Raw genomic sequence first — 26,211 nt, forward strand, 5'->3', positions numbered from 1 at the left:
GCTCCCCCGATCAGCCGGCGTTCCATCGGTGGAGACGAGCGGCCGCGAGACCCGACACGACCGCGCACGCCGCCATCAGACTCCAGACCACCGCGAGCGGCACGGGCTGAGGGCCCTGGGAGATGATCGCCTCGAGTGCGCCGACGATCCAGGTCGTGGGCAGGAGCCGGAAGAGACCGGCGACCCACTCCGGAAGGGCCGCGAGCGGGAAGAGCGCCCCGGATGTGGCGAGAGCGAGCATCGGCAGCAGGTACGCGAGTTGCATGGCGATGTCCGGGTTCGACAACCGCGCCGCGAGGAGGTAGCCGAAGCCGAGCAGCATCGCGCCACCGAGCAGGATCGTGCCGGCGATCGCGACGAGGTCGGACAGAGGACGGGTCGGCACCGTCCAGGCGGCCAGGGCGATGATCACCGCGGCCTCCACGACGACCAACCCCACGCGGATCGGCAGATGTCCGAACAGGTAGGCGTCGCGACGGGCCGGCGAGGTCGACAGCGCCCGCAGCAGGCCGGTGCTGCGATGCCGGACCAGCGGCACCGTGGTGAGCATGAACGCGATCGCCATCGATCCCGTGCTCGAAACGAGCGGGAGGCCACGCTCCAGCACACCGGCAGGAGCGCCGGACGCCGTCGCCACGACGGCGTCCACACCCCAGAGCAGTGCTATCAAGGCCAGGAAACTCGCCACGAGTGCGATGACCGAGCGCGGGTCCCGGACGAGGTCACGCGCGTGGGCCGCGGCGAAGCTCCGCACCTGCGCCGGGAACGCATGCGTCGTGCTCATGGGCTGTGGGCCGGGTCGCCCGTGGTTGCTGACGTCGGCCGGTTCGCGAGATCGATGAAGAGGTCCTCGAGTGATCCGTGCGCCACTCGGAACCCGCGCGGTCTGAGACCGGTGGAGAAGGTGAGTCGACGCAGCACGGCGTCAGGGTCGTCGGTCACGATCCCGACCAGGCTGACGTCGCCCTTCGCCGTCACGGTGATCTCGCCGGGGAGGTCGTGGGAACGCAGCTCGTCCGCGGTGGTCGGGCCGGGGATCTCGAAGGTCACCGTGGCCGTGGAAGCGTGTTCCCTGACCAGGGTCTCAGGCTCCCCCGAAGCGGCGATCGAGCCGTTCACGAGGACGGCGATCCGGTCGCAGACCTGGGTGGCCTCGTCCATGTGGTGCGTCGAGAGCAGGATCGTGGTCCCGCGTTCCTGCTGGCGCCGGATGATGCCCCAGAGGTTCCGTCGGGCCTGCGGGTCGAGTCCGGCCGACGGCTCGTCGAGGACGACGATCTCGGGATCGCCGATCAACGCGATGGCGATCAGCAGGCGCCGCTCCTGGCCGCCCGAGAGGTGCTTCACGCGCACGCGCCGCGCCTCGCGCAGATCGAGCTCGTCCAAGACCTCCTCGGGGCGCCGCGCGTCGCGGTAGAACGACGCGAAGAGGTCGAGCGTCTCCGCGACCGTGAGCGTCGGGAACAGGGTGGCGGCCTGCGGCTGCACCGCCATCCGCTCGGTCACGTACCGGCGGTCGATCGCCGGGTCTCGTCCGAGCACCCGCACGGTTCCGTCGGTGGGACGGCGGAGACCGACGATGGTCTCGAGTGTGGTGGTCTTCCCGGCACCGTTCGGTCCCAGCAGTCCGAACACCTCGCCCGCGCGGACCCGGAGAGAGACGTCACGCAGGACGCTGCGGTCGCCGTAGCGCTTGCTGAGCCGGTCGACGGTGACGACCACTCGGTCCGGTCCGTTCATCGTCGTCCTCCAGACGGCGGGGCATCGTGTTCACCCGGGAAGAAGATCTCCTCGATCGGGCGGGAGAGCAGTGCGGAGACGCGGAACGCCAACGGCAGGGACGGGTCGTAGCGCCCGGTCTCGAGTGCGTTCACCGTCTGCCTGGAGACGCCGAGGGCTTCGGCGAACTGGACCTGGGTCCACCCGCGTTCGGTGCGCAGGACGCGGACGTCGTTCTTCATCGGGTGGCCCGGAAGGAGACGACACCGATGGACACGCCCCAGACCGCCATCCCGCCGATGAACACCCACCATTCCGGCTGGGGGACGACGACACCGGCGGTCGACAGGAACACGACCGCGAGACTGATCAGCATCGCCGCACCGAACCCGATGGCGAGACTCAGCACGATCACTCCGCGCTGCAGTTCGTCGACACGACGCACGTGCCGGATGAGTGCGATCGCGATCCACACCACCGGCACGAGCGGGACGAGCGCCACCACGACGGCTGCGGGCGATCCCGGCTCGGTGGGGAACAGTTCCGGCAAGAAGAGGAACGTCACGAGGAACCCGACGGTACCGGCCGCGATCTCCCACATGTATCTGCGGGACGCACGACGCTCCTGTGGCGTCGATCTTCGTGTCGTGTGCTTGTTCATGCAGCCACCTCTCGTTGTGTATCGGACGTCGTGGTCGTCCCCCCGTCGCGCTCGGACTGATCCCACTCGAACCACCGCACGGCGAGCACGCCTGCTGCGACGGTGACGAGCGACATGAGCCCCCAGAGCGCGGGGACGGGGAGGAACGGTTCGGCCCCGGTCAGTGAGGCACTCGCGGCGGCGGCGAACCAGGTGGTCGGCAGGCAGTCCATGGCGACCTGCACGGCGGCAGGGAGGATGGACTGCGGCAGGAGCCCACCCGACGCGAACACGAGCCCGATCGTCACCATCACCATCGTCTGTTGTGTCGCCTCGGCGTTCCGCGATCGGGCGGCGAACACCAACGCCAGAGCGAACAGCATCGCCGCCCCGAGGAGGAACGAGACCCCCAGGGCGAGGAGGTCCACACCGTCGACGTACCTGCGCCAGACCGCGATCCCGGTCGTCAGCACCAGGATCCCCACCGCCACCAGCGCACGCAAGGGGAGCTGCGCGAGGAGGAACGTCGACCGTCGGAGCGGCGTCACACCGAGCAGCCGGAGCAGCCCGCGCTCCCGCATCGCCACGAGCGGGACGGTCGTCCCGACGAACGCCAGGCTCGCGACCCCGACCAGGACCACGATCCCGAGGTTCTCCTGGAGGGGGTCGATCTTCACGTCGCCCTCGTCATCCGTCACCGTCACGTCGTGCGCAGGGACGCCTGCGTCGCGCAGGCCTCGCCAGATCGGGTCCCACGCGGCCTGGTCGGCAGCGGCGAGCACGACCAGGGCGCTCCCCTCGTGCACGGTCACCCGCGTGTTCCGATCGGGGGCGTCGTCGGTGACCAGTCGTACACCGGCGCGCTCCAGAGCCGACGGGACTGCCGGGTCGTCCGTGTCCAGCACGACGACCGGAGCGGGGCCCAGGACGACGAACGCGAGCCACATGGAGACGTAGATCACGAGGACGATGCCGGTCATGAACCACATCGAGATCCCGGTGAGCGGGTTCCTGAGCACGTCGCGAGCGCTCATCGACGCCAGCCGCCGGAACGCGGCGCCACCGCGCCCCGCGCGCTCGGTGAGCGCCGCCATCAGCCGCACACCTCGGGTCCGCGATCCGCGGTGACAAGGAAACCTGACATAGGTCAAGCATGCTTGTCACACGATGACGTGTCAAGTGACCTTGTCAGCGCGCGACGGACGCCCCTGGCTCCACGAACACCGAGAGTCGACTCGTCGATCGACGCCGACAACGACGAAGGCCCCCGATTCCTCGGGGGCCTTCATGTCACATCCACTGGTGCGCGAGGCGGGACTTGAACCCGCACGCCCTTTCGAGCACTGGCACCTGAAGCCAGCGCGTCTGCCAATTCCGCCACTCGCGCGAGACACCAGACGTCACCGCTCTCGCGGCAACTTATCGAGGATAGCACGCGGAGCCCGGGTGGCAGAACACCGGAGATCCGCGCCAGAGCAGGACGAAACGGCCCCGACGGTCCGGTGCCGATGCTGATCTCCTGCTGCCGAGCGGGTGAACACCTGGCGTCGGCGCCCGCGTCGATTGGCCTCGTGTGCAGGCAAACCGTCTAACATTGCCTGGACACCGACACGAATCGAGAGACCGTGGGCATTCTGGACAACTTCGAGAAGGGACTCGAGCGCGCCGTCAACGGCGCCTTCGCGAAGACCTTCAAGTCCGGACTCCAGCCGGTCGAGATCACGAGCGCGCTCCGACGCGAGCTCGACACTAAGGCTGCCGTCGTCTCCCGCGACCGCATCCTCGTGCCGAACAAGTTCACCGTCCGCATGTCGCCCACCGACTTCGAGCGCATGGACGCCATCGGCCCCTCCCTCATCGACGAGCTCGGTTCGCTCGTCCAGAAGCACGCCAAGAGCCAGGGGTACTCCTTTCCGGGTGCCGTGACCATCAAGCTCTCCGGCGACCGCTCCCTCCCCGACGGCCTCGTCCAGATCGACAGCGTCAACCTCAAGGGCTCCGTGACCTGGGCACCCGTGCTCGACATCGGCGGCAAGCGCTATCCGATCACGCAGGCCCGCACGGTCATCGGCCGTGGTGCCGAGGCCGACATCACGATCCCCGACACCGGCACTTCACGGAAGCACGTCGAGATCCTCTGGGACGGCAACGCCGGTCAGGCGCGCGACCTCGGCTCGACGAACGGTTCGAAGCTCAACGGCCAGCCCTTCCGCCAGGCGGCCCTCTCCCCCGACTCCGTCATCGAGATCGGCCGCACCAGGATCGTGTTCCGGGTGGTCGCCAAGGCCGGCGGATCCGATCGCCAGATGAGCGATGCGACCCGACGTCACGATGTGTCGTCCTTCGGCGACTCCTGGGGGGACGGCGCGTGAGCGAACTGACCCTGCTGGTCCTCCGCATCGGCTTCCTGCTCCTGCTCTGGACGTTCGTCTTCGGCATCGTCTACGCCCTCCGCACCGACCTCTTCGGACCACGTGTCCGGAAGCCGCAGCAGCAGTCGTCGAACGGAGCTCCGGCCACCCCGCCGCAGCCGATGCGCGCCGCGACCGCCCCGGCACCCAGTCGGCCCGCTGCCGGAGGATCGAGCGGCACGCCTCCGCGCGCCACGGTCGACAACACCTCGCGCCTCGTCATCGTGTCCGGCCCCAAGCAGGGCACCGAGCTCCCGCTCGGCCGCGAGCCGATCACCATCGGCCGTTCAGCGGACTCCGGCCTCATCATCCGCGACGACTACACGTCCACGCATCACGCGCGCCTCATGCTCTGGAACGACGAGTGGATGGTCCAGGACCTCGACTCCACCAACGGCACCTTCCTCGCGGGCAAGCGCGTGAGCGTCCCGACGCAGATCCCACTCGACACCCCCGTCAAGGTCGGCCAGACCAGTTTCGAGTTGCGGCGGTAACCCGGTGACGACCAGCGGCGCCGGCGCAGCGCTCTCCCACGTGGGTAAAGTGCGCTCAAACAACCAGGATTCCGGCTACTCCGGGCACCACCTGTTCGTCGTCGCCGACGGCATGGGCGGCCACGCCGGCGGTGACGTCGCCTCGGCGATGGCACTCAACCGGATCATCGAAGCCGACGAGCCGTACCCGTCGTCCGAAGCCGCGGAGGCGACGCTCCAGTCCGCGATCCTCGCGGCGAACTCCATCCTGGGCGACACGGTCTCGAAGCACCGCGAGCTGACGGGCATGGGCACCACGGTCTCCGCGCTCGCGGTCATCGGCAACGAGGTCGCCATCGCCCACATCGGTGACTCCCGGATCTACCTCTTCCGTGAGGGCGAGCTCAGCCAGATCACGGTCGACCACACGTTCGTCCAGCGCCTCGTGGACTCCGGCCGGATCACGGCCGAGGAAGCGATGGTCCATCCCCGCCGATCGGTGCTGATGCGCGTCCTCGGCGACGTCGACGCCTCCCCCGAGATCGACACGATGACGCTCGGGACGCAACCGGGTGACCGCTGGATCCTCTGCTCGGACGGTCTCTCGGGCGTGGTCGACGAGACGCACATCACCGCGACCCTCACCGAGAAGCTGTCCGCGCAGCGCACTGCCGAGAAGCTCGTCCGGCAGAGCCTGGACCGCGGTGCACCGGACAACGTCACCGTCGTGGTCGTCGACATCGTCGACGAGCCGGTGGGTGACGGCGAGCCCGTCGTCGTCGGTTCGGCCTCGAAGCCCGTTGCCTTCGCGCTCACCCCGTCGGTGAAGAAGCCCTCGCTCATCCCCAACAGCTGGCTGCACCCCGGTCGGGTCACCTCGCTCGGCAACTCCCACTTCGAGCCCGCCTCCGAGGACTACCTCGACGAGCTCATCGAAGAGGACGAGCGTCGTGCGAGACGGCGGCGCATCACCTGGCTCGTCGGCCTCATCGTGGTCATCGTCGCGATCGTCGGCGGGGTCGTGCTCGGGTACGCCTGGACCCAGACCCGCTACTTCGTCGGCGGCGACGACGACACCGTCGTCATCTACCAGGGCATCCAGCAGGACATCGGCCCCATCCAGCTGTCGAGCGTCAAGGAGGACACCGGCATCCCGCTCGGCTCGCTCTCCGATTTCGATCGCCAGGCCGTGGACCAGACCATCAGCGCCTCCTCCTTCACCGAGGCCCTCGACATCGTGAAACGTCTGCGGGTGACCGATGACCAGTGACGTCGCTGCCCCCATCCAAGCCGACACCGGCGTCATCAAGACGATGCGCCGACTCCGGCTGCCGAAGAAGCTCCGCAACCTCGAGCTCGCGCTCCTCATCTTCGCGTTCGCCATCAACGCGGTCGCGGTCATGCTCGTGCAGCTGGGCGCGCTCGGACACCTCGATTTCGCTCTGATCACCTTCGGCTCGGGCCTGTCGCTCCTGGTCCTCGCCTTCCACATCGTGCTGCGCTACACCGCGGCGGAGGCCGACCCCTTCCTGCTGCCGATCGCCACCGTGCTCGGCGGCGTCGGCATCGCCGAGATCTACCGGATCGACATCGCCCTCGGCGACTCCGGTTGGGCGAGCGCCGCGGTCCGACAGATGGTGTGGAGTGCGATCGCGATCGCCGGAGCCATCGCCGTGGTCCTGATCATCCGCAACCACCGCGTCCTCTTCAAGTACACATACATCGCCGGCCTCTTCGCCTTCGTCCTGCTCCTGCTGCCCCTGCTGCCGGGCATCGGTCGCGAGGTCAACGGCGCCCGCGTCTGGATCGGCATCGGCGACGCGGTCACCTTCCAGCCCGGTGAGATCGCGAAGATCGCTCTCGCGGTCTTCTTCGCCGGTTATCTCGTGCGCACGCGCGACAGCCTCTCGATGGTCGGCAAGAAGTTCCTCGGGATCCAGTTCCCCCGCCTGCGCGACCTCGGCCCGATCCTCGTGGTGTGGGCGATGGCGATGGGCGTGATCGTCTTCCAGCGCGACCTCGGAACCGGTCTGCTCTACTTCGGCATGTTCCTCGTGATGCTGTACGTCGCGACGAGCCGTGCCAGCTGGATCATCATCGGCCTGACGATGTTCTTCGCCGGTGCGTTCATCGCCGGTCAGACCCTCTCCTACGTCGCCGGCCGTTTCCACAACTGGTGGGACGCCTTCAACCCGGAGGTCTTCGACCGCGACGGCGGCAGCTACCAGCTCGTGCAGGGCATCTTCGGCCTCGCCCACGGCGGACTGCTCGGCACCGGGCTCGGCCAGGGCATGCCCGAGATCACCCCCGTCCCGCAGAGCGACTACATCATCGCCAGCCTCGGTGAGGAGCTCGGTCTCGCCGGTCTCTTCGCGATCTTCGCGCTCTACCTGCTGCTCGTCTCGCGGGGCTTCCGGGTCGGCTACGCCGGTACCGACGACTTCGGCAAGCTCCTCTCGGTCGGCCTGGCGTTCACCGTCGCGCTGCAGGTCTTCGTCGTCGTCGGCGGCGTGACCCGCATCATCCCGCTCACGGGGCTCACCACGCCCTTCTTGGCGGCCGGCGGGTCCTCGCTCGTCGCGAACTGGATCATCATCGCCGTCCTGCTCCGCATCTCCGACACGGTCCGAACCCAACCCAAGGCGGTGGTCTCATGAACCGCGAACTCAAGCGGGTGAGCATCGTCGTCCTGGCGATGTTCCTGGCGCTCTTCGGGTCGACCACGATCATCCAGATGTTCCAGGCCGACACCCTCAACGCGGACGGTCGCAACACCCGGACGCTCTACGACAGCTACCGGACGGAGCGGGGTCCCATCCTGCTCACGGACGGAACCGCCATCGCCTCGTCCGTCGCGAGTGACGACGAGTACAAGTACCAGCGCGTCTACGCGAACGGCCCGCTGTACGCGCCCGTCACCGGTTACTTCTCGCCCACCCAGGGCTCGTCCGGTCTCGAACTCGCGACGAACGACCTCCTCAGCGGTACCTCGAACTCGCAGTTCCTCGACTCCATCAACCGGCTCATCTCCGGACAGGCGCCGAAGGGCGCGGCGGTGGAGGTCACCCTCGACCCCGTCGTTCAGCAGGCCGCCTTCGACGCGCTTGGCGACCAGGAGGGCGCGATCGTCGCCATCGAACCGAAGACGGGCAAGATCCTCGCCTCGGTCTCGAGCCCCGGCTACGATCCGAACGTCCTGGCCAGCCACGACAACGCGGCGGTGCTCGACGCCTACCGGACCCTCGACGACGACGACCGCCAGCCGCTCCTCAACAAGGGCGTCGACGGCGACCTCGATCCGCCCGGTTCCACGTTCAAGCTCGTCACGGCGGCCGCGGCGTTCGCGTCGGGCGATTACACGCCGGAGTCGGAGTTCCCCAACCCGTCCACCTACACGCTCCCCGGGACGAGCACCGTCATCCGCAACTCCGAAGGTGGAAGCTGCGGCGGCGGGGCGACGGTGTCCATCGCGACGGCCGTCGAGCTCAGCTGCAACATCCCGCTCGCGGAACTCGGCGTCGAGCTCGGCTACGAGAAGATCCGTGACATGGCGCAGAGCTTCGGCTTCAACATGGACGTCAACATCACCGGGACGGGACTCAACCCCATGCCGATGCAGCCGAGCACCTTCCCGAACGCGCTGAGCGACGACCAGACCGCGATGGCCGCCTTCGGGCAGTACACCGTGCGGGCCTCGGCACTCCAGATGGCCATGGTCTCGGCCGGCATCGCGAACGGTGGCATCGTCTGCAACCCGCAGCTGGTGAACCGCGTCGTGAACCCCGATCTGAGCGTCCTCAAGGAGTTCGAACCGGCGCAGCTGTCGCAGCCGATCTCGAGTTCGGTGGCCAAGGAGATCACGGACATCATGGTCCAGGGCGTCCAGAGCGGTGCTGCGACTAATGCAAGAATAGATGGGGTCGATGTGGCTGGAAAGACAGGCACTGCGCAGAACGGTTCCGACGATCCGTACACGCTGTGGTTCACCGGTTTCGCGCCTGCGGACGACCCGAAGGTCGCCGTGGCGGTCGTTGTTGAAGATGGCGGTGGACTCGGACAGGACGGTTACGGCAACCTCGTGGCCGCGCCGATCGCGAAGAAAGTACTAGAGGCGGTGCTGAACAAATGAGACCGACAGCCGGGCTGACCTTCGGAGGTCGCTACGAACTGCAATCTCGCATTGCGATCGGTGGCATGGGCGAGGTGTGGCAGGCCACTGACCTGGTCATCGGCCGGACCATCGCCATCAAGATCCTCAAGGACGAGTACATGGGGGACCCCGGGTTCCTCGAGCGGTTCCGTGCCGAAGCGCGGCACGCCGCACTCGTGAACCACGAGGGCATCGCCAACGTCTTCGACTACGGCGAGGAGGACGGCAGCGCGTTCCTCGTCATGGAACTCGTGCCCGGTGAGGCCCTGTCCACCGTGCTCGAGCGCGAGCGTGTCCTGCCCACCGACAAGGTGCTCGACATCGTCGCGCAGACCTCGTCGGCACTCCAGGCCGCACACGCCGCGGGCCTCGTCCACCGTGACATCAAGCCGGGCAACCTGCTCATCACGCCGGACGGCCGCGTCAAGATCACCGACTTCGGCATCGCCCGCATCGCCGACCAGGTGCCGCTCACGGCTACCGGTCAGGTCATGGGCACCGTGCAGTACCTCTCGCCCGAGCAGGCGAGCGGGCACCCCGCCTCACCGTCGACGGACATCTACTCGCTCGGCATCGTCGCGTACGAGTGCCTCGCCGGACGCCGTCCGTTCACGGGCGAGTCGCAGGTCGCCATCGCGATGGCGCAGATCAACGAGCAGCCGCCGGAGCTCCCCGTCACGATCGCCGAGCCGGTCCGCCGGTTCGTCATGTCGATGATCGCGAAGAACCCGGTCGACCGTCCGGCATCGTCCGCCCACGTCGCGCGCGCCGCCCAGGCGCTCCGTCGGGGCGATCTCAACGCCGCGGCCGCAGCCGTGCCGATGATCCTCGGTGGGGCCGGCGACGCCGCGACCACCGTGATGGACCAGACCCGCCGGATGCCCGCAGCCGACGACGCGACGACGCAGTTGCTGTCCGCCGCCGAGGCGGACCAGCTCGAGGACGACGTCGAGGGCGAGGGCGAGAAGAAGCAGCGCAGCAAGTGGACCTGGCCGCTCATCGGTCTCGTCGCCCTGCTCGTCATCGTGCTGGTCGGTTCGCTGATCGCCGTGTTCGCGAACCAGGGCAACGACGCAGGGGGCAAGACGCCGTCGGCGACATCGACCTCGGCCTCGCCGACCCCGTCGAAGACCCCGACCCCGACGCCCACGCCGGTGCCCACGGTGTTCCCGATCAACCTGAGCGATCTCCAGGGACGGTCCTTCGAAGAGCTCAACGCCATCTTCAGTGCGGCGCCGTACAACTTCAGCGTGTCGAAGAACGTCGGCAACGCAGCGACGTCGCCGGAGCAGGTCGACACGGTCTACGACGTCAACCCGACGGGTAACGTGAAGACGGGTTCAGCCATCACCCTCACCGTGTACGGCGAGATCGCCGTCATCGATCCACCCACGGAAGCGCCGAAGGTCGATCAGTCCAAGTTGAACGACGCCGGTCAGCTCGAGATCCCGAAGGACGCGACGTCGACGACCATCGCCGTCGACTGGGCTACCGTGCAGAACGCCTGTCCGACCGGCACGGACTTCCTCGGCTACACCGTGACGGTCGGCGGCGGTTTCTTCCAGAACAACGCATCGGGTCAGTTCGACGCCAACACGACGAGCGGCACGATCACGGTCGACGCCGCCGGTCAGCTGACCGTGTCCTACGCGGTCCGGTGCAGCACCGGCACGTCGGCGGCATCACCGGCATCGACGCCGATCGACGTGGTCAAGGCTACCGAGTAGTCACATCTCGTCGTGTGCTCTCAGGGGCATCCCTGAGAGCACACGAAGGGTGCCCGGGTAAGCTGTTAGTGTTTGTCCTCCAAGCGAATTCAGGGGTGGTACGTGGCTGACGATCAACGCCTGCTCGCAGGTCGATACGTCGTCGGCGACCTCATCGGTCGCGGGGGCATGTCCAACGTCTTCCGTGGCGTGGACACCAAGCTCGGTCGCACCGTCGCCATCAAGGTCCTCAAGTCCACACTCGCCACCGACCCCGCGTTCCGCTCCCGCTTCCGTCAGGAGGCACAGGCCGCCTCGCGGATGGCGCACCCGACGATCGTCCGCGTGTACGACGCCGGCGAGGAGCGGGTCAAGGACGGCTCCGGTCACGACCTCATCGAGCCCTTCATCGTCATGGAGTACGTCGAAGGGCGCATGCTCAAGGACCTCATCGCCGAGGGTCCCGTCGAGTCCGACGAGGCGGTGCGCATCGCGCACAGCATCCTCACCGCGCTGGAGTACTCCCACCGAGCCGGCGTCGTGCACCGCGACATCAAGCCGGGAAACGTCATGATCACCACGGCCGGCGACGTCAAAGTCACCGACTTCGGTATCGCGCGCGCCGTCTCGGATTCGTCCACGACGGTCGCCCAGACGACCGCCATCCTCGGCACCGCCGCATACTTCTCTCCCGAGCAGGCCAAGGGCGAGACGGTCGACGCACGGACCGACCTCTACTCGACCGGCGTCGTCCTCTTCGAGATGCTGACGGGCAAGGCGCCCTTCCGCGGCGACACCGCCGTCGCCGTCGCGTACCAGCACGTGAGCGAGCGCCCGGTGAAGCCGAGCTCGATCAACCCGAAGGTGTCGCCGGCGCTCGACCAGGTCGTCCTCCGAGCCCTCGCGAAGGACCGCTTCGAGCGGTATCAGAGCGCCGTCGAGTTCCGTGAGGATCTCGACGAAGCCGGGGCCGGCCATGTGCCGGTCCGACGCGATGACCACGATTCACTGTTCGGCCCATCACCGACCGCGGCCTCCAGTACCGAGCAGGCGATCCGTCAGCTCACCTCGGACGACACCGTCACGCGCACCCAGCGCCGCCCGCCTGTCGTGTGGATCTGGGCTGCTATCGCCGGAATCGCCGTCATCCTCTTCTCCCTCGTGTTCTGGGTGGTCCAGCTCCCGCCCGCGACGAGTATCTCCACGGACTCCCGAGAAGTACCGGATCTCGTCGATGCCACGTGGGAGAGCGCGAACAGCACGATCGAGCAGCTCGAACTCGTCCCGACCAAGTTCGACGAAGCCAGCAGCGACTACGATGCCGGGCACGTCATCCGAACGGATCCGCCAGGCGGAACCACGGTCACGAAGAACACACAGATCAAGGTCTACGTGTCGACCGGTCGAGCTCAGGTCGAGGTTCCCGACGTCATCAACCAGTCCTCCGAGGCGGCGTGGGCTGCGGTCGCCGCTGCCGGCCTCACACAAGGCTCCGTGACTCGCGAGAACTCACCGACTGTGCCGGCAGGTGTCGTGTTGCGGATGGATCCCGAGGCGGGTACCTCCGTCGACCAGGGGTCCACGGTGAACCTCGTCGTCTCCAGCGGGAACGTCACGCTGACGGACGTCGTCGGGCAGCCGCTCCTCGACGCGACGAACTACCTCCAGGACGCGACGAGGCAGTTCACCGTGCAGCCGCAGGCCGACGCGACGTGCAAGGCTGTCGCCGGCGACCCGGTCACGGCCATGTCGCCCGCACCAGGCGACATCCCGCAGAAGTCCGTCATCACACTCACCTACTGCACCGGTCCGTAGGCTGCACCGGTCCGCGGGCGGCGCTGGTGCCTGAGCCTGTCGAAGGGCCTACGGGGTCACGAGCGGACTGAGCCCCCGTGCCCGCTCATGCGCGCCGCTGAGCCCGGTCGTCTCAAGCCAGTTGGCCAGGAGCTGATAGCCGCCCTCGGAGAGCACCGACTCCGGATGGAACTGCACGCCGTGGATGGGGGCGTGACGGTGGCGGAGCCCCATGATCACGCCGCCGGTCGTCCGGCTCGTCACGACGAGCTCCTCGGGCACGGTGCCGTCGACGACGGCGAGCGAGTGGTACCTCGTGGCGTTGAACAGCTGCGGGATGCCCCGGTAGAGGACACTGCCGTCGTGTTCCACGATCGAACTCTGCCCGTGCATGAGCTCGTCGGCGGTCTGCACGGTCGCTCCGAACGCCTCCGCGATCGCCTGGTGGCCGAGGCACACCCCGAGGAGTGGTGTACCGGTGCGGTACGCCGCGTGCACGGTGGCCAGCGAGATCCCGGCGTCAGAGGGTCGACCTGGTCCGGGTGAGACGAGTACGCCGTCGAACCCACGGATCCGCTGCTCAAGGTCGTCGAGTGCTACGCCGTCGTTCTGGACGACGACGGTCTCTGCACCCAGTTGTTCGACGTACCCGTTCAGCGTGTAGACGAAGCTGTCGTAGTTGTCGATGACCAGGACGCGGGTCATTCGTCGCCGACGGTCACATTCTGATCGACGATGAACGAGTCCACGTAGGGGAACACCCAGGTGAAGAGCGCGGCCACGACCGCCACGAAGAGGACGACGAGGATGATGATCCTCAGCCAGACGGGTCCGGGCAGGACCCTCCAGAGTGCGCCGTACATCGTCAGCCTCCAGCGGCCGCGACGGACGCGGCGATCTCGGCGGGCGGCCCGGCGGACAGCGGCTGCCAGGACTCGTACACCGCGTAAGCGATACTGCGTTCCGCCGTCGAATAGAGCGGGTTGCAGGTGGTCAGGGTGAGGATGCGCTGTGTCGGTGCGACGCCGTCCACCTGCGGGACGGGGTTGAGGACGTCCACCTGCGTGGGCAGCACGTAGGTGATGTTCCGGAACACGTAGGTGTAGTAGCCGTCCGCCGTCTGGACGTAGACCTTGTCGCCGATCTGCAGGTCGCTGATCAGGGTCATCGCGCCGCCGTAGGCCTTGCGGTGACCGGCGACCACGAAGTTGCCGACCTCTCCGGGCATCTGGGTGCTCGGGTAGTGACCGACGCCGAGGTCGAAACTGTTGAGGACGGTCGCGGTGTCGACACCCTCGGCGACCACCCGGCGGTAGTCGGCGCCGTATCGCGGCACGTAGAGCACCGCGAACGGGTCGCCCGGCGCGGGGCGGGCGGTCACGGGCGGTTCACCGTAGTTCGGCGTGCCGCTGGCGTCGACGGTCGGTTCGGGTGCGGGAGCGGTCTCGGCGTTCTTGATCCACTCCTGCGACTGGCTCGATGCCGCGTTCGCCTGGCTGCCGGCCATGATCATGTCGTTCCACCAGAGCTGCCAGGCGAGGAACAGCAGGACGACCATGCCAGCTGTGATGAGCAACTCGCCGGCGACCCCGAAGACGCTGATGCGGTGCTTCGACGGCGCTCTGCGCTCAGCGGCGCGTGCGCTCGCTCGCGAGGGTAGGTCGTCGGTCACGCATGGATTCTACCGAGAAGAGCTCCGGATCGGCTGATCCCAAGGCACCGATTGGGGTGAACAGGTAGAATGTCGGCATGGCACGCACGAAGTCACGAAGCAAACCGTCCCGCGAACCCGAGCAGACGAGCGGCGAGCCCGCACCGAACGCGGTCTGGTTCAAGCCGGTCATGTTCGGCTTCATGCTCCTCGGCCTCGCCTGGATCGTCGTCTACTACCTGAGCGGCACGCTGCTCCCGATTCAGTCGCTCGGCCCGTGGAACATCCTCGTCGGCTTCGGCATCGCCTTCATCGGCTTCCTCATGACCACCAGGTGGCGCTAGCCTCCCTCACTTCACGCGTGCACAGCGGGTCGTCCTCTCGGACGGCCCGCTGTTTCGTTGTACTCGGGATCCAGTGACGCGAGTTCTCCACAGGAATGTGGAGAACTTCCGAGTTATCCACATACCGGTGTGGAGAACATCAGAGACTCCCGGAAACACGGGGAACCACACCGGTGTAATTATCCCCACTGTTCATAACTCTGTGGATAACTCGCGCAACCTTCAACGTCTGCTGCACGGTTGTGGCTCGCCGCCGGGCGCCGACTGGTCGACGCTGGTCACCCGGCGGTACCCGGTCACTGAGCCGACCCCGGTCACTGAGCCGAACCCGGTCACTGAGCCTGTCGAAGTGCGGTCCCGTTCAGAGCAGGGCGGGCAGCAGGCTGGCTCCCACGAGGACGACGCTCAAGGCGCCGATCAGAACCGCCTGGAGCGGCTGCTGGGTGCGCTTACGGGTGTTGACGAGGATGAGGCCGACGAGGGCTCCGCCGACGAGCCCGCCCAGGTGGGCCTGCCAGGCGATGTTCACGCCGGGGATGAAACCGATGACGAGGTTGATGCCCAGGAGCACCAGCAGCCCGCGGGTGTCGGCACCCATGCGTCGTTGGATGACGAGGAACGCGCCGAGCAGACCGAAGATCGCGCCCGAGGCGCCGACCACGGCCGTCGTCGGGTCGGCGAGGAACAGGACACCGACCGAACCGGCGAACCCGGCGACCAGGTAGAGGGCGAGGAACCGCCAGTGACCGAGCATGGTCTCGAGGATCCGGCCGAAGATCCAGAGCGTGTACATGTTCAGCAGGATGTGGAAGATGAAGCCCTGCGAGTGCACGAACACGGCGGTCAGCATCCGCCAGGGCTGGAAGGCACCGTACGACGGATCGGAGTACACGCCGGCATAGAGCAGCGCGTTCGTGACGCCGAGCCCGGGTATCCACTGCAGCAGGAACACGAATGCCGTCACGGCGATGATCGCGTACGTGACGATGGGGGAGGAGTTGCTGATCCTCGCGCCGAGGCGGTTGCGAGGGGCGCTCTGTCGTTGCGCCTTCATGTCCTCCGGACAGATGAAACCGACTGCCCCGGGCGTCTGGCACTCTCCACAGATCGTCCGGCCGCAACGCTGGCAGAGCACGAAGCTCTGTCGGTCGGGGTGGCGATAGCAGAAGTTGGCCGACGGATCCCGGGGCAGGGTCACGGTCTGTCCTCCGAGCGGGGTCTAGGCCTCGGAGATGGTGACGCTCTCGAGGACGACGGGCTCGATCGGCTTGTCGCCGGCACCGGTCGGGACGGCCTGGATCGCATCGACGACCGCGCGGGACTCGGCGTCGGCGACCTCACCGAAGATGGTGTGCTTGCCCTGGAGCCACTGAGTGGGAACAGTGGTGATGAAGAACTGCGAGCCGTTCGTGCCCTCGACGGCGCCCGTGATGGCGTTGCGGCGCTTGCCGGCGTTCGCCATGGCGAGGATGTAGGGCTCGTCGAAGTTGAGCTCCGGGTGGATCTCGTCGTCGAAGTTGTAACCCGGACCACCGGTGCCGGTTCCGAGCGGGTCGCCGCCCTGGATCATGAACGCGGGGATGATGCGGTGGAAGATGAGGTCGCTGTACAGCGCGTCGTTCCGCGTCTGGCCCGTCTTCGAGTCCGTCCACTCGCGCCCGCCGGTCGCCAGGTCGGTGAAGTTCTTGACCGTCTTGGGAGCGTGGTCCCCGAAGAGGTTGACCTTGATCTCACCGTGGTTGGTGTGCAACGTGGCGACTGCGGTGTGCTTTGACATACTCCCAATTCTTGCACAAGGGTTCGGGACTCTCGGATGGTATCCAGGGGTCTAAGTGGCAAGATGGAGGTTACGTTGTTGCCGCGATCATTGGAGATGACCACATGAGCCTGTCACGCAAGCGCCGGAAAGAGCTCAAGAAGCTCAAGGGTTCCGCTGCCGACCTCTGGGACTCCCAGCAGGATGTCCTGAACCACGCCAACGAAGTCGCTCGTGAGGTGAGCCGTCAGCTCGGGAACTTCTCGAAGGAGCAGGTGGTGCCCGTCGTGCGCGACACCTATGAGCACCGCGTCGTCCCGACGGTCGACCGGGGGATCAAGGTCTCCCGCAACGCCGTCGACGGCGTGAAGAAGGGCATCTCGGATGGCGTCGTCCCCGCAGTCGGTGGCGTCGTCGGCACGGTGCTGAGCATCGGCGACATCGCCAAGGACACCCGCGTGCAGGCAGCCCTCCGCCGCCTTCACGTCCCCGAGCAGGTGCTGCCCGCCAAGAAGGGCGCGAGCGCCGGTACCGTCATCGCGATCGGCCTCGGCGTCCTCGCCGCTGCCGGTGTCGCCTACGCCGTCTGGCAGACGTTCCGCGCAGACGACGAGCTGTGGGTCTCCGACGAGGAGCCTGCCGCTTCCTGATCCCGCATCGCACGACGCAGCCCCTCGCCGGTTCCGACCGGGGAGGGGCTTCGTGTTGTGACGGCTGTGCTCAGATGAGGCCGGCGAAGCGTCGTCCGACGTCGACCAGACTGACACGGTCGAGTGAGCCGACCTCCTCGAGCGGGTACCACGCGGCGTAGTCGGTGCTGCCGTCGGCCTCGTAGGTCAGGGTGCCGCCGGTGAGGTGCGCCCGGTAGACGATGCGCAGCGTGTGGAGCGGTCCGGTGGCCGTCGTGCTGAGCCGGCGCTCCGCCGGCACGACCTGCGAGTCGACGCCGATCAGCTCGTCGAGCTCGGCGTGGTAGCCGGTCTCCTCGAACACTTCGCGGACGGCCGCGTCGGCCGGGTCCTCACCGGGGTCGATCCCGCCGCCGGGGAGCGTCCATCCGCTGTGTCCGCTCTCGTTCCAGTGGGAGAGCAGCATGCCCCGTTCGTCGACGATGACGGCATATGCAGCGACGCGGATATCCATGCCGCCAGCCTAACCGCCGGGCCCCGCGACAACGGAGAACGCCCCCGGCGTCTGCCGAGGGCGTTTCTGGACTGTGGAGCCTGGGAGAATCGAACTCCCGACATCCTGCTTGCAAAGCAGGCGCTCTACCAACTGAGCTAAGGCCCCGGATGGAACAGATCCGGGGATCCGATCCAATCGGTGTGTTACTGGTCATGCAGGGTGGGGCTACCAGGACTTGAACCTGGGACCTCTTCGTTATCAGCGAAGCGCTCTAACCGCCTGAGCTATAGCCCCGTTTTGAACCTTGTTGAGACTACCCGATTCCCGCCGCAACTCATAATCGGGCGGCGCCGCACGGCGCGGCGCCGACCCGACCGAGCTTCAGTTGTTGGTGAACCCGACGAGCAGGCCACCCGTGATCTTCACGCTGAGGTTGTAGAGCCCCGCGAGGAGGGCTCCCATCAGCGTGATGACGATGAGGTTGAGCAGCGCCACGATGCCCGCGAAGGCCATGACCTGCGGCAGGTTGACGTACTGCAGGATGTTGTTCCCCGGGCCCGCGATGTCGGTGAACAGGCCACCGACCTTCGTGAAGACACCGGTGGTGTTCAGCACGGTGTAGACGAGGAAGAAGAACACCACGATGACCACGGCGACCGCGATCGCCGCCAGGAACGACAGCTTCACCGCCGACCAGAAGTCGATGTACACCAGCTTCAGGCGCACCTGCTTGGTGCTGGTGCGTTTGGTCGACTTCTTGGCCAACTTCTCTGCGACGCTACTGCTCATCTACTTCTTCCTTCATCGCCGGAGTCTCGTCCGGCACGGATGCCTCGGGTTCTGCACCCTCCGTGGCGGCTGCGTCTGCAACCGTCTCCGGAACATCCTGGGTCTCAAGGTTTCGGTCACTGTTCTTGGCCAGCGCGATGATTCGGTCGCTCTCCGCGAAACGCGCGAAGACGACGCCCATCGTGTCGCGCCCCTTCGCTGGAACTTCGGCCACGGCAGACCTTACCACCTTGCCACTGGCAAGAACCACAAGGACCTCGTCGCTCTCGTCGACGATCAGGGCGCCCGCGAGGGTGCCTCGATCGTCGTTCAGCTTGGCCACCTTGATGCCCAGACCGCCGCGGTTCTGGCCGCGATACTGGTCGATGTTGGTGCGCTTCGCGTAGCCGCCCTCGGTCACGACGAAGACGAACGCCTCGCGTTCCTCACCCTCGACGGACGGCAGCACCGACGCCGAGAGCAGCTTGTCGTCGTCGCGGAAGTGCATGCCGATGACGCCGCTCGTCGCGCGTCCCATCGGCCGCAGGGTCTCGTCGCTCGCCGTGAAGCGGATCGACATGCCCTTGCGCGACACCAGCAGGACGTCGCTGTCGTTCTCCACGAGCAACGCGGAGGTGAGCTCGTCGCCCTCGCGCAGGTTGATCGCGATGATGCCGCCCGAACGGTTGGTGTCGTACTCCGAGAGCGCCGTCTTCTTGACGAGGCCGTCGTGTGTCGCGAGGACCAGGTACGTCGCGGCCTCGTAGTCGCGGATGTCGAGGATCTCGGCGATCTCCTCATCCGGCTGCATGGCGAGCAGGTTGGCGACGTGCTGGCCCTTGGCGTCGCGGCCGGCCTCCTGCAGCTCGTAGGCCTTCGCGCGGTACACGCGGCCCTTCGTGGTGAAGAAGAGGAGCCAGTGGTGCGTCGTCGTCACGAAGAAGTGGTCGACCACGTCGTCCGCGCGCAGCTGGGCACCCTTGACGCCCTTGCCACCGCGGTGCTGCTGACGGTAGTTGTCGCTCCGCGTGCGCTTGATGTACCCGCCGCGGGTGACGGTGATGACCATCTCCTCTTCGGGGATCAGGTCTTCCATGTTCATGTCGCCGTCGAAACCGAACATGATCTCGGTGCGGCGGTCGTCGCCGTACTTGTCGACGATCGCGGTCAGTTCCTCGCTGACGATCTCGCGCTGGCGGACCGGCTTCGCGAGGATGTCCTTGAGGTCGGCGATCTGCGCTTCGATCTCGGCTGCCTCGTCGATGATCTTCTGACGCTCGAGGGCGGCGAGACGACGCAGCTGCATGTCGAGGATCGCGCTGGCCTGGAGCTCGTCGATCTCGAGGAGGTCCATGAGGCCCGTGCGCGCCTCGTCGGCGGACGGCGAACGACGGATGAGCGCGATGACCTCGTCGAGGGCGTCGAGCGCCTTCAGGTAGCCGCGGAGGATGTGTGCGCGCTCCTCCTTCTTGCGGAGTCGGAACACGGTGCGGCGGACGATGACCTCGACCTGGTGCGTCACCCAGTTGGTGATGAACCCGTCGAGCGGCAGCGTCCGCGGGATGCCGTCGACGATCGCGAGCATGTTCGCGCCGAAGTTGTCCTGCAGCTGCGTGTGCTTGTAGAGGTTGTTGAGGACGACCTTCGCGACCGCATCGCGCTTCAGCACGATGACGAGCCGCTGGCCGGTGCGACCGGAGGTCTCGTCGCGGATGTCGGCGACGCCGCCGAGACGACCCTCCTTGACGAGGTCGGCGATCTTCAGCGCGAGGTTGTCGGGGTTCACCTGGTACGGGAGCTCGGTGACGACGAGGCAGGTCCGACCCTGGATCTCCTCGACGTTCACGACGGCCCGCATCGTGATGGAACCGCGACCCGTGCGGTAGGCGTCCTGGATGCCCTTGACACCGAGGATCTGCGCGCCGGTCGGGAAGTCCGGCCCCTTGATGCGCTGCATGAGCGCCTCGAGGAGCTCTTCCCGGCTGGCCTCGGGGTTCGCCAGGTGCCAGAGGGCACCGTCGGCGACCTCGCGGAGGTTGTGCGGCGGGATGTTCGTCGCCATGCCGACCGCGATGCCGACGGACCCGTTGACGAGGAGGTTCGGGAAGCGCGCCGGCAGGACGACCGGCTCCTGGGACTCACCGTCGTAGTTGGGCTGGAAGTCGACGGTCTCCTCGTCGATGTCGCGCACCATCTCCATGGCGAGCGGGGCCATCTTCGTCTCGGTGTATCGAGGGGCTGCCGCGCCGTCGTTGCCCGGTGAGCCGAAGTTGCCCTGGCCGAGCGCCAAAGGGTACCGCATGCTCCACGGCTGGACGAGGCGCACGAGCGCGTCGTAGATGGCGGTGTCACCGTGCGGGTGGAACTGACCCATGACGTCGCCGACGACGCGCGCGCACTTGGAGAACGAGCGGTCGGGGCGGTAGCCGCCGTCGTACATCGCGTAGATCACGCGGCGGTGGACGGGCTTCAGGCCGTCGCGGACGTCGGGCAGGGCACGGCCGACGATGACACTCATCGCGTAGTCGAGGTAGCTGCGCTGCATCTCGAGCTGCAGGTCGACCTGGTCGATCCGTCCGTGCACGCCGTGGTCCTCGTCCGGGACCGTGATCTCGTCGTTGGTTTCGTCTGCCATGTTCTCTTACTTCTCCTGGTCCCTGAGCTTGTCGAAGGGCCTGTTTGGTGCGAGGTGGATCACTTCGACAAGCTCAGTGACCGGTGGATGAGGGTGGTTCGTGCCACTCAGATGTCGAGGAAGCGGACGTCTTTCGCGTTCTTCTGGATGAAGGTCCGGCGGGACTCCACGTCTTCGCCCATGAGCGTGGAGAAGATCTCATCGGCAGCCGCGGCGTCGTCGAGGGTGACCTGGAGGAGCGTCCGCGTCTGCGGGTCCATCGTGGTCTCCCACAGCTCCTTGTAGTTCATCTCGCCGAGACCCTTGTAGCGCTGGATCCCGTTCTCCTTCGGGATGCGCTTGCCCGAGGCGACACCGTCGGTGAGGAGGGCGTCGCGTTCGCGGTCGCTGTACACGTACTGGTGGTCGGCGTTCGACCACTTCAGGCGGTAGAGCGGCGGCTGCGCGAGGTACACGTATCCGAGGTCGACGAGCGGGCGCATGTAGCGGAACAGGAGGGTCAGCAGCAGCGTCGTGATGTGCTGGCCGTCGACGTCGGCGTCGGCCATCAGCACGATCTTGTGGTACCGCACCTTGTCGGGGTTGAAGTCCTCACCGATGCCGGCACCGAAGGCCGTGATCATGGCCTGGACCTCGTTGTTCGCGAGGGCGCGGTCGAGGCGTGCCTTCTCGACGTTGAGGATCTTGCCACGGAGCGGGAGGATCGCCTGGGTCTCCGGGTTGCGACCCTGCACGGCGGAGCCGCCTGCGGAGTCACCCTCGACGATGAAGATCTCGGACAGTGACGGGTCCTTCGACTGGCAGTCCTTGAGCTTGCCGGGCATGCCGCCACCCTCGAGGAGGCCCTTGCGGCGGGCCGTCTCGCGCGCCTTGCGGGCGGCGAGTCGAGCGGTCGCGGCCTGCAGCGCCTTCCGGATGATCTCCTTGGCCTGGTTGGGGTTGCGGTCGAACCAGTCGTTGAGCTGCTCGCTGACGACCTTCTGCACGAACGCCTTCGCCTCGGTGTTGCCGAGCTTGGTCTTCGTCTGGCCCTCGAACTGCGGCTCGGAGAGCTTGACGGAGATGACGGCCGTGAGGCCCTCGCGGACGTCGTCGCCGGAGAGGTTGTCGTCCTTCTCCTTGAGGATGCCCTTCTCACGTGCGTAACGGTTCACGAGCGTGGTGAGCGCGGCACGGAACCCTTCTTCGTGGGTGCCGCCCTCGTGCGTGTTGATCGTGTTCGCGTAGGTGTGGACGCTCTCGTTGTACGCCGTGGTCCACTGCATCGCGACCTCGAGCGCGATCTTGCGCTCGGTGTTCTCCGACTCGAAGGAGATGATCTCGTCGTGGACGAGCTCGGCCCGCTTGGCCTTGTTCAGGTACTCGACGTAGTCCTCGAGACCGCGCTCGTAGAAGAAGACGTCCTTGCGCTGCGAGTGTGCCGCCGAGTTGTCGTCGACGTCGTCGGCCTCGATGGCGTCGCGCAACGGACGCTCGTCGGCGAGCTCGATGCGGAGGCCCTTGTTGAGGAAGGCCATCTGCTGGAAGCGGGTCCGGAGCGTCTCGTAGTCGAACTCCGTCGTCTCGAACGTCTCGGCGCTCGGCCAGAAGGTGATCGTGGTGCCCGTCTCGGAGGACGGCTCGTCCTCGTGGAGCGGGGCGTCGGGGACACCGTGCTGGAAGCTCTGGCGCCAGACCGAACCCTGACGACGGACCTCGACGGAGAGGCGTGTGGACAGTGCGTTGACGACGGACGAACCGACGCCGTGGAGCCCACCGGAGACCGCGTACCCGCCGCCGCCGAACTTGCCGCCGGCGTGCAGGATGGTCAGGACGACCTCGACGGTCGACTTCTTCTCCACCGGGTGGATGTCGACCGGGATGCCTCGACCGTTGTCGATGACGCGGACGCCGCCGTCCTCCAGGATGGTCACGAGGATCGTGTCGCAGTAGCCGGCGAGGGCCTCGTCCACGGAGTTGTCGACGATCTCGTAGACCAGGTGATGCAGACCACGTGGACCGGTGGACCCGATGTACATACCGGGCCGCTTCCGGACGGCTTCGAGACCTTCGAGAACCTGGATGGCACTTGCGCCGTAATCAGAGTCTTGGGCGTGCGTGTTGGGTTCTGATGTCATAGGAAAAGAGGGCTCCAAACCGTCGAGATTCGACCATTCCATCCTACCAAACAGACCCCGTGAAGCCGCGAGAAAACGCCCGTTTGAGGCACTTTTCCATGCCCGGAGGCCGTATTTGCCTCCCTAGCCGTAAGTATCGCGTGGACCACGCCCTGGGATCGACCTGGGGCCTCTTTTCCAGGAGGGTGCTCCGGGGCCCTGGAAACGGATCGTGTCGACGCCGGCGTCGGGATAGCGTTCGGCGATGCGGACGAGGATCTCGTGGCGCATGTGTCGCAACTGTGTCGCCCAGGCCGTCGACTGGCATTGGACGAGCAGGACGCCGTCCGCGATCGACACCGGTTCGGAGTACCTGGCGGTGTCCTCGCCGCACAACTCCGCCCAGTTCCCGAGGACCTCGTGTTGGGCGAGTGGCGAGTTCCACCCGAGTCCGGCGGTCAGCGAATCGATGACCGTCCCGAGGCCCTTGGGGTCGCGTCCGACTCCGTACGGCACCGAGTCCTGCGGCCCCTCGGCCGAGCGTTCCCGGCGCTTGCGATCACGGGAGACCCGTTCGCCGCCGAAGATCTCCTTGAACCGGAGGTACACCGTGGCGGACAGTTCCCCCGCAGGGTCGGCGTCCCGTCCGAGTCGCCGCGGCTCAGTCATGCGTCGACTCCGTGGTGAGCGGCTCGTTCACTGGGCCGGCCGCCTCGTCCGGACCGTCCACGATCCGTCCGGCTTCGATGCGCACGACGTGCGCGGTGAACCGTTCGGGGACGTCGTCGAACACGGCCGCGGTGATGATGACCTGGTCGTACTCCGCGACCGCGGCCGCGAGGCGTTCCCGGCGACGTGCATCGAGCTCGGCGAAGACGTCGTCGAGGATGAGCACCGGATCGCCGAGGGACGAGTCGGCCCGGAGGAGTTCGGCAGAGGCGAGTTTTGCGGCGAGCGCGAACGACCACGATTCACCGTGGCTCGCGTAGCCCTTGACCGGCAGCCCGTTGAGACCGAAGAACACGTCGTCGCGATGCGGTCCGACGAGCGTCAGGCCGCGCTCGAGTTCGGCCGACCGACGCTGCGCGAGCGCCGCACGGAACCGTTCCGCGATGCGCGCAAGATCGACGGGTGCGCCAGGTTCGACACCCTCCGTCGGATCAGCCGCTGCCGACTCGTCCTCGGCGTCGGTGCCGGCGATACTGAGCACGGGCAGGAGGACCGGTCGGTGATCGTCGCCGGCCACGGCCTCGTACGCGGCACGCAGTGGCCCACCGAGCATGGCCAGGAGCTGCAGACGTTCGGCGATGATCTCCGTGCCGTACTGCACGAGTCGGTCGTCCCAGAGGTCGAGCGTCGCCAGGGGACCGGATTTCAGCCCACGCGCCCTCGCCGACTTGAGGAGGGAGTTCCGCTGCTTCAGGGAGCGGTCGTAGTCGGCCATCACGCCGGCCAGGCGAGGGATCCGCTGCACGAGGAGCTGGTCGATGAACCGCCGGCGCGCCGACGGGTCGCCTCGGACGATCAGGAGGTCCTCCGGGGCGAACAGCACGGTGGACACGTACCGCGGCAGTTCGCGCGGCTTGATCTGGGACCGGTTCACCTGGGCGCGGTTGGCCGAACCCCGGTTGAGCTGCACCTCGGCGAGCAGCTCACGACCGTCGTGCACGATGCGCGCCCTGATGATCGCCGCGTCTGCACCGTGTCGGATGAGTGCCTGTTCGGAGGAGACCCGATGGGACCCGAGGCTGCTGAGGTATCCGATCGCCTCGACGAGGTTGGTCTTGCCCTGGCCGTTGCGACCCACGAACAGGTTGGGTCCGGGTTCGAGCGCCACGTCGACCACCGCGTAGTTGCGGTAGTCGGTGAGATTCAAGTGCCGCACGATCACCACGTCACCCTACCGCGTCGCCCTGACGCCGAGCGGGTCGGGGCGCCGTCGGACGTCCGAGCGCGCCCGTCACGACGACGCAGGGTGAACGAAATCGACCCTCCAGCGAAGCGGAATGCTCCGGGAGGGTCGATTTCGTTCGTCAGGAGACGTCGTGTCGTCAGTCGTCGGCCTTCTTGACCGCGTGTCCGCCGAACTGGTTGCGGAGTGCGGCGACCGCCTTCATGGCCGGCGAGTCCTCCTGGCGCGACACGAAGCGGGCGAAGATCGATGCCGAGATGGTCGGGACGGGCACCGCGTTCGCGATGGCCTCCTCGATCGTCCAGCGGCCTTCACCCGAATCCTCGACGTAGCCCTCGATCTGCTCGAAGTCCGGGTCCTCCTCGAGGGCGCGGACGAGGAGCTCGAGCAGCCAGGACCGCACGACGGTGCCGCGCTGCCAGGCCTTGAACGTGCCGGGGACGTCCTTGATGATGTCCTCGCGCTTGTCGAGGAGCTCGAAGCCCTCGGCGTACGCCTGCATGAGCGCGTACTCGATGCCGTTGTGCACCATCTTCGCGTAGTGGCCGGCGCCGACCTCTCCGACGTGGACGAAGCCCTCATCGCGAGGGCCCTCGGGGCGCAGGGCGTCGAAGACGGGCATGACCCGCTCCACCTGCTCCTTGGAACCGCCGACCATGAGGCCGTAGCCGTTGTCGACACCCCAGACACCGCCGGAGACGCCGGCATCGATGTAGTCGATGCCCTTCGCCGACAGCAGTTCAGCGTGCTTGAAGTCGTCCGTGAAGCGGCTGTTGCCGCCGTCGATGATCAGGTCGCCGGCCTCGAGCAAGCCGTTCAGCTCCTCGACGACCGAGTCGGTGATGGCCCCGGCGGGGACCATGACCCAGACCGTGCGAGGTGCCGGGAGCGCAGCGACGAGGTCGCTGATCGTCGCGACGTCGGTGACATCGGGGTTCCGGTCGAAACCGGTGACCTCGATGCCGTTCGCACGCAGACGCGTGCGCATGTTGTTGCCCATCTTGCCGAGACCGACGAGACCGATGTGCATG

The 26,211-nt window shown here is 67.0% G+C and carries 26 protein-coding genes and 3 tRNA genes; 9 read left to right on the forward strand and 20 right to left on the reverse strand.

The window, feature by feature from the left end; genetic code table 11:
- Positions 1-10 precede the first annotated feature (10 nt).
- From BIU99_RS14950 to BIU99_RS14975, 6 genes are all read right to left on the reverse strand, one after another.
- Positions 11-784: an ABC transporter permease gene (locus BIU99_RS14950; RefSeq protein ID WP_071261985.1), complete on the reverse strand. Its 774-nt coding sequence runs from the start codon at positions 782-784 to the stop codon at positions 11-13.
- Positions 781-1,740 (reverse strand): ABC transporter ATP-binding protein, encoded by a 960-nt coding sequence (locus BIU99_RS14955; protein ID WP_071261987.1) that lies wholly within the window; start codon positions 1,738-1,740, stop codon positions 781-783. Before BIU99_RS14955 ends, BIU99_RS14950 begins: the two co-directional genes overlap by 4 nt.
- Positions 1,737-1,961 carry a helix-turn-helix transcriptional regulator gene (locus BIU99_RS14960; RefSeq protein WP_064294015.1) on the reverse strand — a complete coding sequence of 75 codons (225 nt, stop codon included), beginning with the start codon at positions 1,959-1,961 and terminating at the stop codon, positions 1,737-1,739. The genes BIU99_RS14955 and BIU99_RS14960 overlap by 4 nt, the downstream gene beginning before the upstream one ends.
- A complete protein-coding gene (locus tag BIU99_RS14965) occupies positions 1,958-2,380 on the reverse strand; it encodes a hypothetical protein (protein WP_139205470.1) in 423 nt (140 codons plus the stop codon). Before BIU99_RS14965 ends, BIU99_RS14960 begins: the two co-directional genes overlap by 4 nt.
- Entirely contained in the window at positions 2,377-3,453 is a 1,077-nt protein-coding gene (locus BIU99_RS14970) for an ABC transporter permease (RefSeq protein WP_071261989.1), read from the reverse strand. Before BIU99_RS14970 ends, BIU99_RS14965 begins: the two co-directional genes overlap by 4 nt.
- 206 nt (positions 3,454-3,659) lie before the next feature.
- Positions 3,660-3,746: transfer RNA gene (locus BIU99_RS14975), tRNA-Leu, on the reverse strand.
- Positions 3,747-3,984: 238 nt separating this feature from the next.
- Here BIU99_RS14975 and BIU99_RS14980 point away from each other — a divergent pair.
- The 7 genes from BIU99_RS14980 to pknB all read left to right on the forward strand — a co-directional run bounded on the left by BIU99_RS14980 (position 3,985) and on the right by pknB (position 12,914).
- On the forward strand, positions 3,985-4,731 hold the full coding sequence (locus BIU99_RS14980; protein WP_064294018.1) for a DUF3662 and FHA domain-containing protein: 747 nt from the start codon (positions 3,985-3,987) through the stop codon (positions 4,729-4,731).
- The gene (locus tag BIU99_RS14985; protein WP_064294019.1) at positions 4,728-5,264 is read left to right on the forward strand and encodes an FHA domain-containing protein; all 537 of its coding nucleotides are present in this window, start codon (positions 4,728-4,730) and stop codon (positions 5,262-5,264) included. The genes BIU99_RS14980 and BIU99_RS14985 overlap by 4 nt, the downstream gene beginning before the upstream one ends.
- Before the next feature lie 4 nt (positions 5,265-5,268).
- On the forward strand, positions 5,269-6,513 hold the full coding sequence (locus BIU99_RS14990; RefSeq protein ID WP_064294020.1) for a Stp1/IreP family PP2C-type Ser/Thr phosphatase: 1,245 nt from the start codon (positions 5,269-5,271) through the stop codon (positions 6,511-6,513).
- Positions 6,503-7,900, forward strand: coding sequence for an FtsW/RodA/SpoVE family cell cycle protein (locus BIU99_RS14995; RefSeq protein ID WP_064294021.1), 1,398 nt, complete (start codon positions 6,503-6,505; stop codon positions 7,898-7,900). Before BIU99_RS14990 ends, BIU99_RS14995 begins: the two co-directional genes overlap by 11 nt.
- Positions 7,897-9,372, forward strand: a complete 1,476-nt coding sequence (locus BIU99_RS15000; protein WP_071261991.1) for a penicillin-binding protein 2 — start codon at positions 7,897-7,899, stop codon at positions 9,370-9,372. The genes BIU99_RS14995 and BIU99_RS15000 overlap by 4 nt, the downstream gene beginning before the upstream one ends.
- Entirely contained in the window at positions 9,369-11,120 is a 1,752-nt protein-coding gene (locus BIU99_RS15005) for a serine/threonine-protein kinase (protein ID WP_071261993.1), read from the forward strand. The genes BIU99_RS15000 and BIU99_RS15005 overlap by 4 nt, the downstream gene beginning before the upstream one ends.
- Before the next feature lie 102 nt (positions 11,121-11,222).
- The gene (pknB, locus tag BIU99_RS15010; RefSeq protein WP_064294024.1) at positions 11,223-12,914 is read left to right on the forward strand and encodes a Stk1 family PASTA domain-containing Ser/Thr kinase; all 1,692 of its coding nucleotides are present in this window, start codon (positions 11,223-11,225) and stop codon (positions 12,912-12,914) included.
- 48 nt (positions 12,915-12,962) lie between these two features.
- Here pknB and BIU99_RS15015 read toward each other — a convergent pair whose 3' ends face one another.
- From BIU99_RS15015 to BIU99_RS15020, 3 genes are read right to left on the reverse strand one after another with little or no spacing between them, the layout of a single operon-like run.
- Positions 12,963-13,598, reverse strand: coding sequence for an aminodeoxychorismate/anthranilate synthase component II (locus BIU99_RS15015; RefSeq protein WP_071261995.1), 636 nt, complete (start codon positions 13,596-13,598; stop codon positions 12,963-12,965).
- Complete coding sequence (locus BIU99_RS20040) at positions 13,595-13,756, reverse strand: hypothetical protein (RefSeq protein ID WP_162852296.1); 162 nt, start codon at positions 13,754-13,756, stop codon at positions 13,595-13,597. Before BIU99_RS20040 ends, BIU99_RS15015 begins: the two co-directional genes overlap by 4 nt.
- A 2-nt stretch (positions 13,757-13,758) precedes the next feature.
- Complete coding sequence (locus BIU99_RS15020) at positions 13,759-14,565, reverse strand: class E sortase (RefSeq protein WP_139205471.1); 807 nt, start codon at positions 14,563-14,565, stop codon at positions 13,759-13,761.
- A gap of 77 nt (positions 14,566-14,642) precedes the next feature.
- Between BIU99_RS15020 and BIU99_RS15025 the strand changes: the two genes are divergently transcribed.
- Positions 14,643-14,888, forward strand: coding sequence for a cell division protein CrgA (locus BIU99_RS15025; RefSeq protein WP_064294026.1), 246 nt, complete (start codon positions 14,643-14,645; stop codon positions 14,886-14,888).
- Between the two features lie 361 nt (positions 14,889-15,249).
- Here BIU99_RS15025 and BIU99_RS15030 read toward each other — a convergent pair whose 3' ends face one another.
- Both BIU99_RS15030 and BIU99_RS15035 read right to left on the reverse strand, forming a co-directional pair.
- On the reverse strand, positions 15,250-15,942 hold the full coding sequence (locus BIU99_RS15030; protein ID WP_254773628.1) for a rhomboid family intramembrane serine protease: 693 nt from the start codon (positions 15,940-15,942) through the stop codon (positions 15,250-15,252).
- A 165-nt stretch (positions 15,943-16,107) separates the two neighbouring features.
- On the reverse strand, positions 16,108-16,665 hold the full coding sequence (locus BIU99_RS15035) for a peptidylprolyl isomerase (RefSeq protein WP_064294028.1): 558 nt from the start codon (positions 16,663-16,665) through the stop codon (positions 16,108-16,110).
- Positions 16,666-16,769: 104 nt separating this feature from the next.
- Between BIU99_RS15035 and BIU99_RS15040 the strand changes: the two genes are divergently transcribed.
- Positions 16,770-17,294 (forward strand): hypothetical protein, encoded by a 525-nt coding sequence (locus tag BIU99_RS15040; RefSeq protein ID WP_064294029.1) that lies wholly within the window; start codon positions 16,770-16,772, stop codon positions 17,292-17,294.
- A gap of 70 nt (positions 17,295-17,364) precedes the next feature.
- Here the strand turns inward: BIU99_RS15040 and BIU99_RS15045 are convergent, their stop codons facing one another.
- From BIU99_RS15045 to gnd, 9 genes are all read right to left on the reverse strand, one after another.
- On the reverse strand, positions 17,365-17,787 hold the full coding sequence (locus tag BIU99_RS15045; protein WP_071261998.1) for an NUDIX hydrolase: 423 nt from the start codon (positions 17,785-17,787) through the stop codon (positions 17,365-17,367).
- 74 nt (positions 17,788-17,861) lie between these two features.
- Positions 17,862-17,934: transfer RNA gene (locus BIU99_RS15050), tRNA-Ala, on the reverse strand.
- A 55-nt stretch (positions 17,935-17,989) separates the two neighbouring features.
- Positions 17,990-18,063, reverse strand: a tRNA-Ile gene (locus tag BIU99_RS15055).
- Positions 18,064-18,150: 87 nt separating this feature from the next.
- A complete protein-coding gene (locus tag BIU99_RS15060) occupies positions 18,151-18,558 on the reverse strand; it encodes a DUF3566 domain-containing protein (protein ID WP_056010202.1) in 408 nt (135 codons plus the stop codon).
- Positions 18,548-21,172, reverse strand: coding sequence for a DNA gyrase subunit A (gene gyrA, locus BIU99_RS15065; RefSeq protein ID WP_071261999.1), 2,625 nt, complete (start codon positions 21,170-21,172; stop codon positions 18,548-18,550). The genes BIU99_RS15060 and gyrA overlap by 11 nt, the downstream gene beginning before the upstream one ends.
- Before the next feature lie 107 nt (positions 21,173-21,279).
- The gene (gene gyrB, locus BIU99_RS15070; RefSeq protein ID WP_064294034.1) at positions 21,280-23,289 is read right to left on the reverse strand and encodes a DNA topoisomerase (ATP-hydrolyzing) subunit B; all 2,010 of its coding nucleotides are present in this window, start codon (positions 23,287-23,289) and stop codon (positions 21,280-21,282) included.
- Between the two features lie 123 nt (positions 23,290-23,412).
- On the reverse strand, positions 23,413-23,937 hold the full coding sequence (locus BIU99_RS15075) for a DUF721 domain-containing protein (RefSeq protein WP_064294035.1): 525 nt from the start codon (positions 23,935-23,937) through the stop codon (positions 23,413-23,415).
- Positions 23,930-25,159 (reverse strand): DNA replication/repair protein RecF, encoded by a 1,230-nt coding sequence (recF, locus tag BIU99_RS15080; RefSeq protein WP_064294135.1) that lies wholly within the window; start codon positions 25,157-25,159, stop codon positions 23,930-23,932. The genes BIU99_RS15075 and recF overlap by 8 nt, the downstream gene beginning before the upstream one ends.
- A gap of 160 nt (positions 25,160-25,319) precedes the next feature.
- Positions 25,320-26,210: a phosphogluconate dehydrogenase (NAD(+)-dependent, decarboxylating) gene (gene gnd, locus BIU99_RS15085; protein WP_064294036.1), complete on the reverse strand. Its 891-nt coding sequence runs from the start codon at positions 26,208-26,210 to the stop codon at positions 25,320-25,322.
- Position 26,211: the final 1 nt, after the last annotated feature.

The organism is Plantibacter sp. MMLR14_011 (assembly GCF_001865025.1).
Lineage (GTDB): Bacteria > Actinomycetota > Actinomycetes > Actinomycetales > Microbacteriaceae > Plantibacter > Plantibacter flavus_A.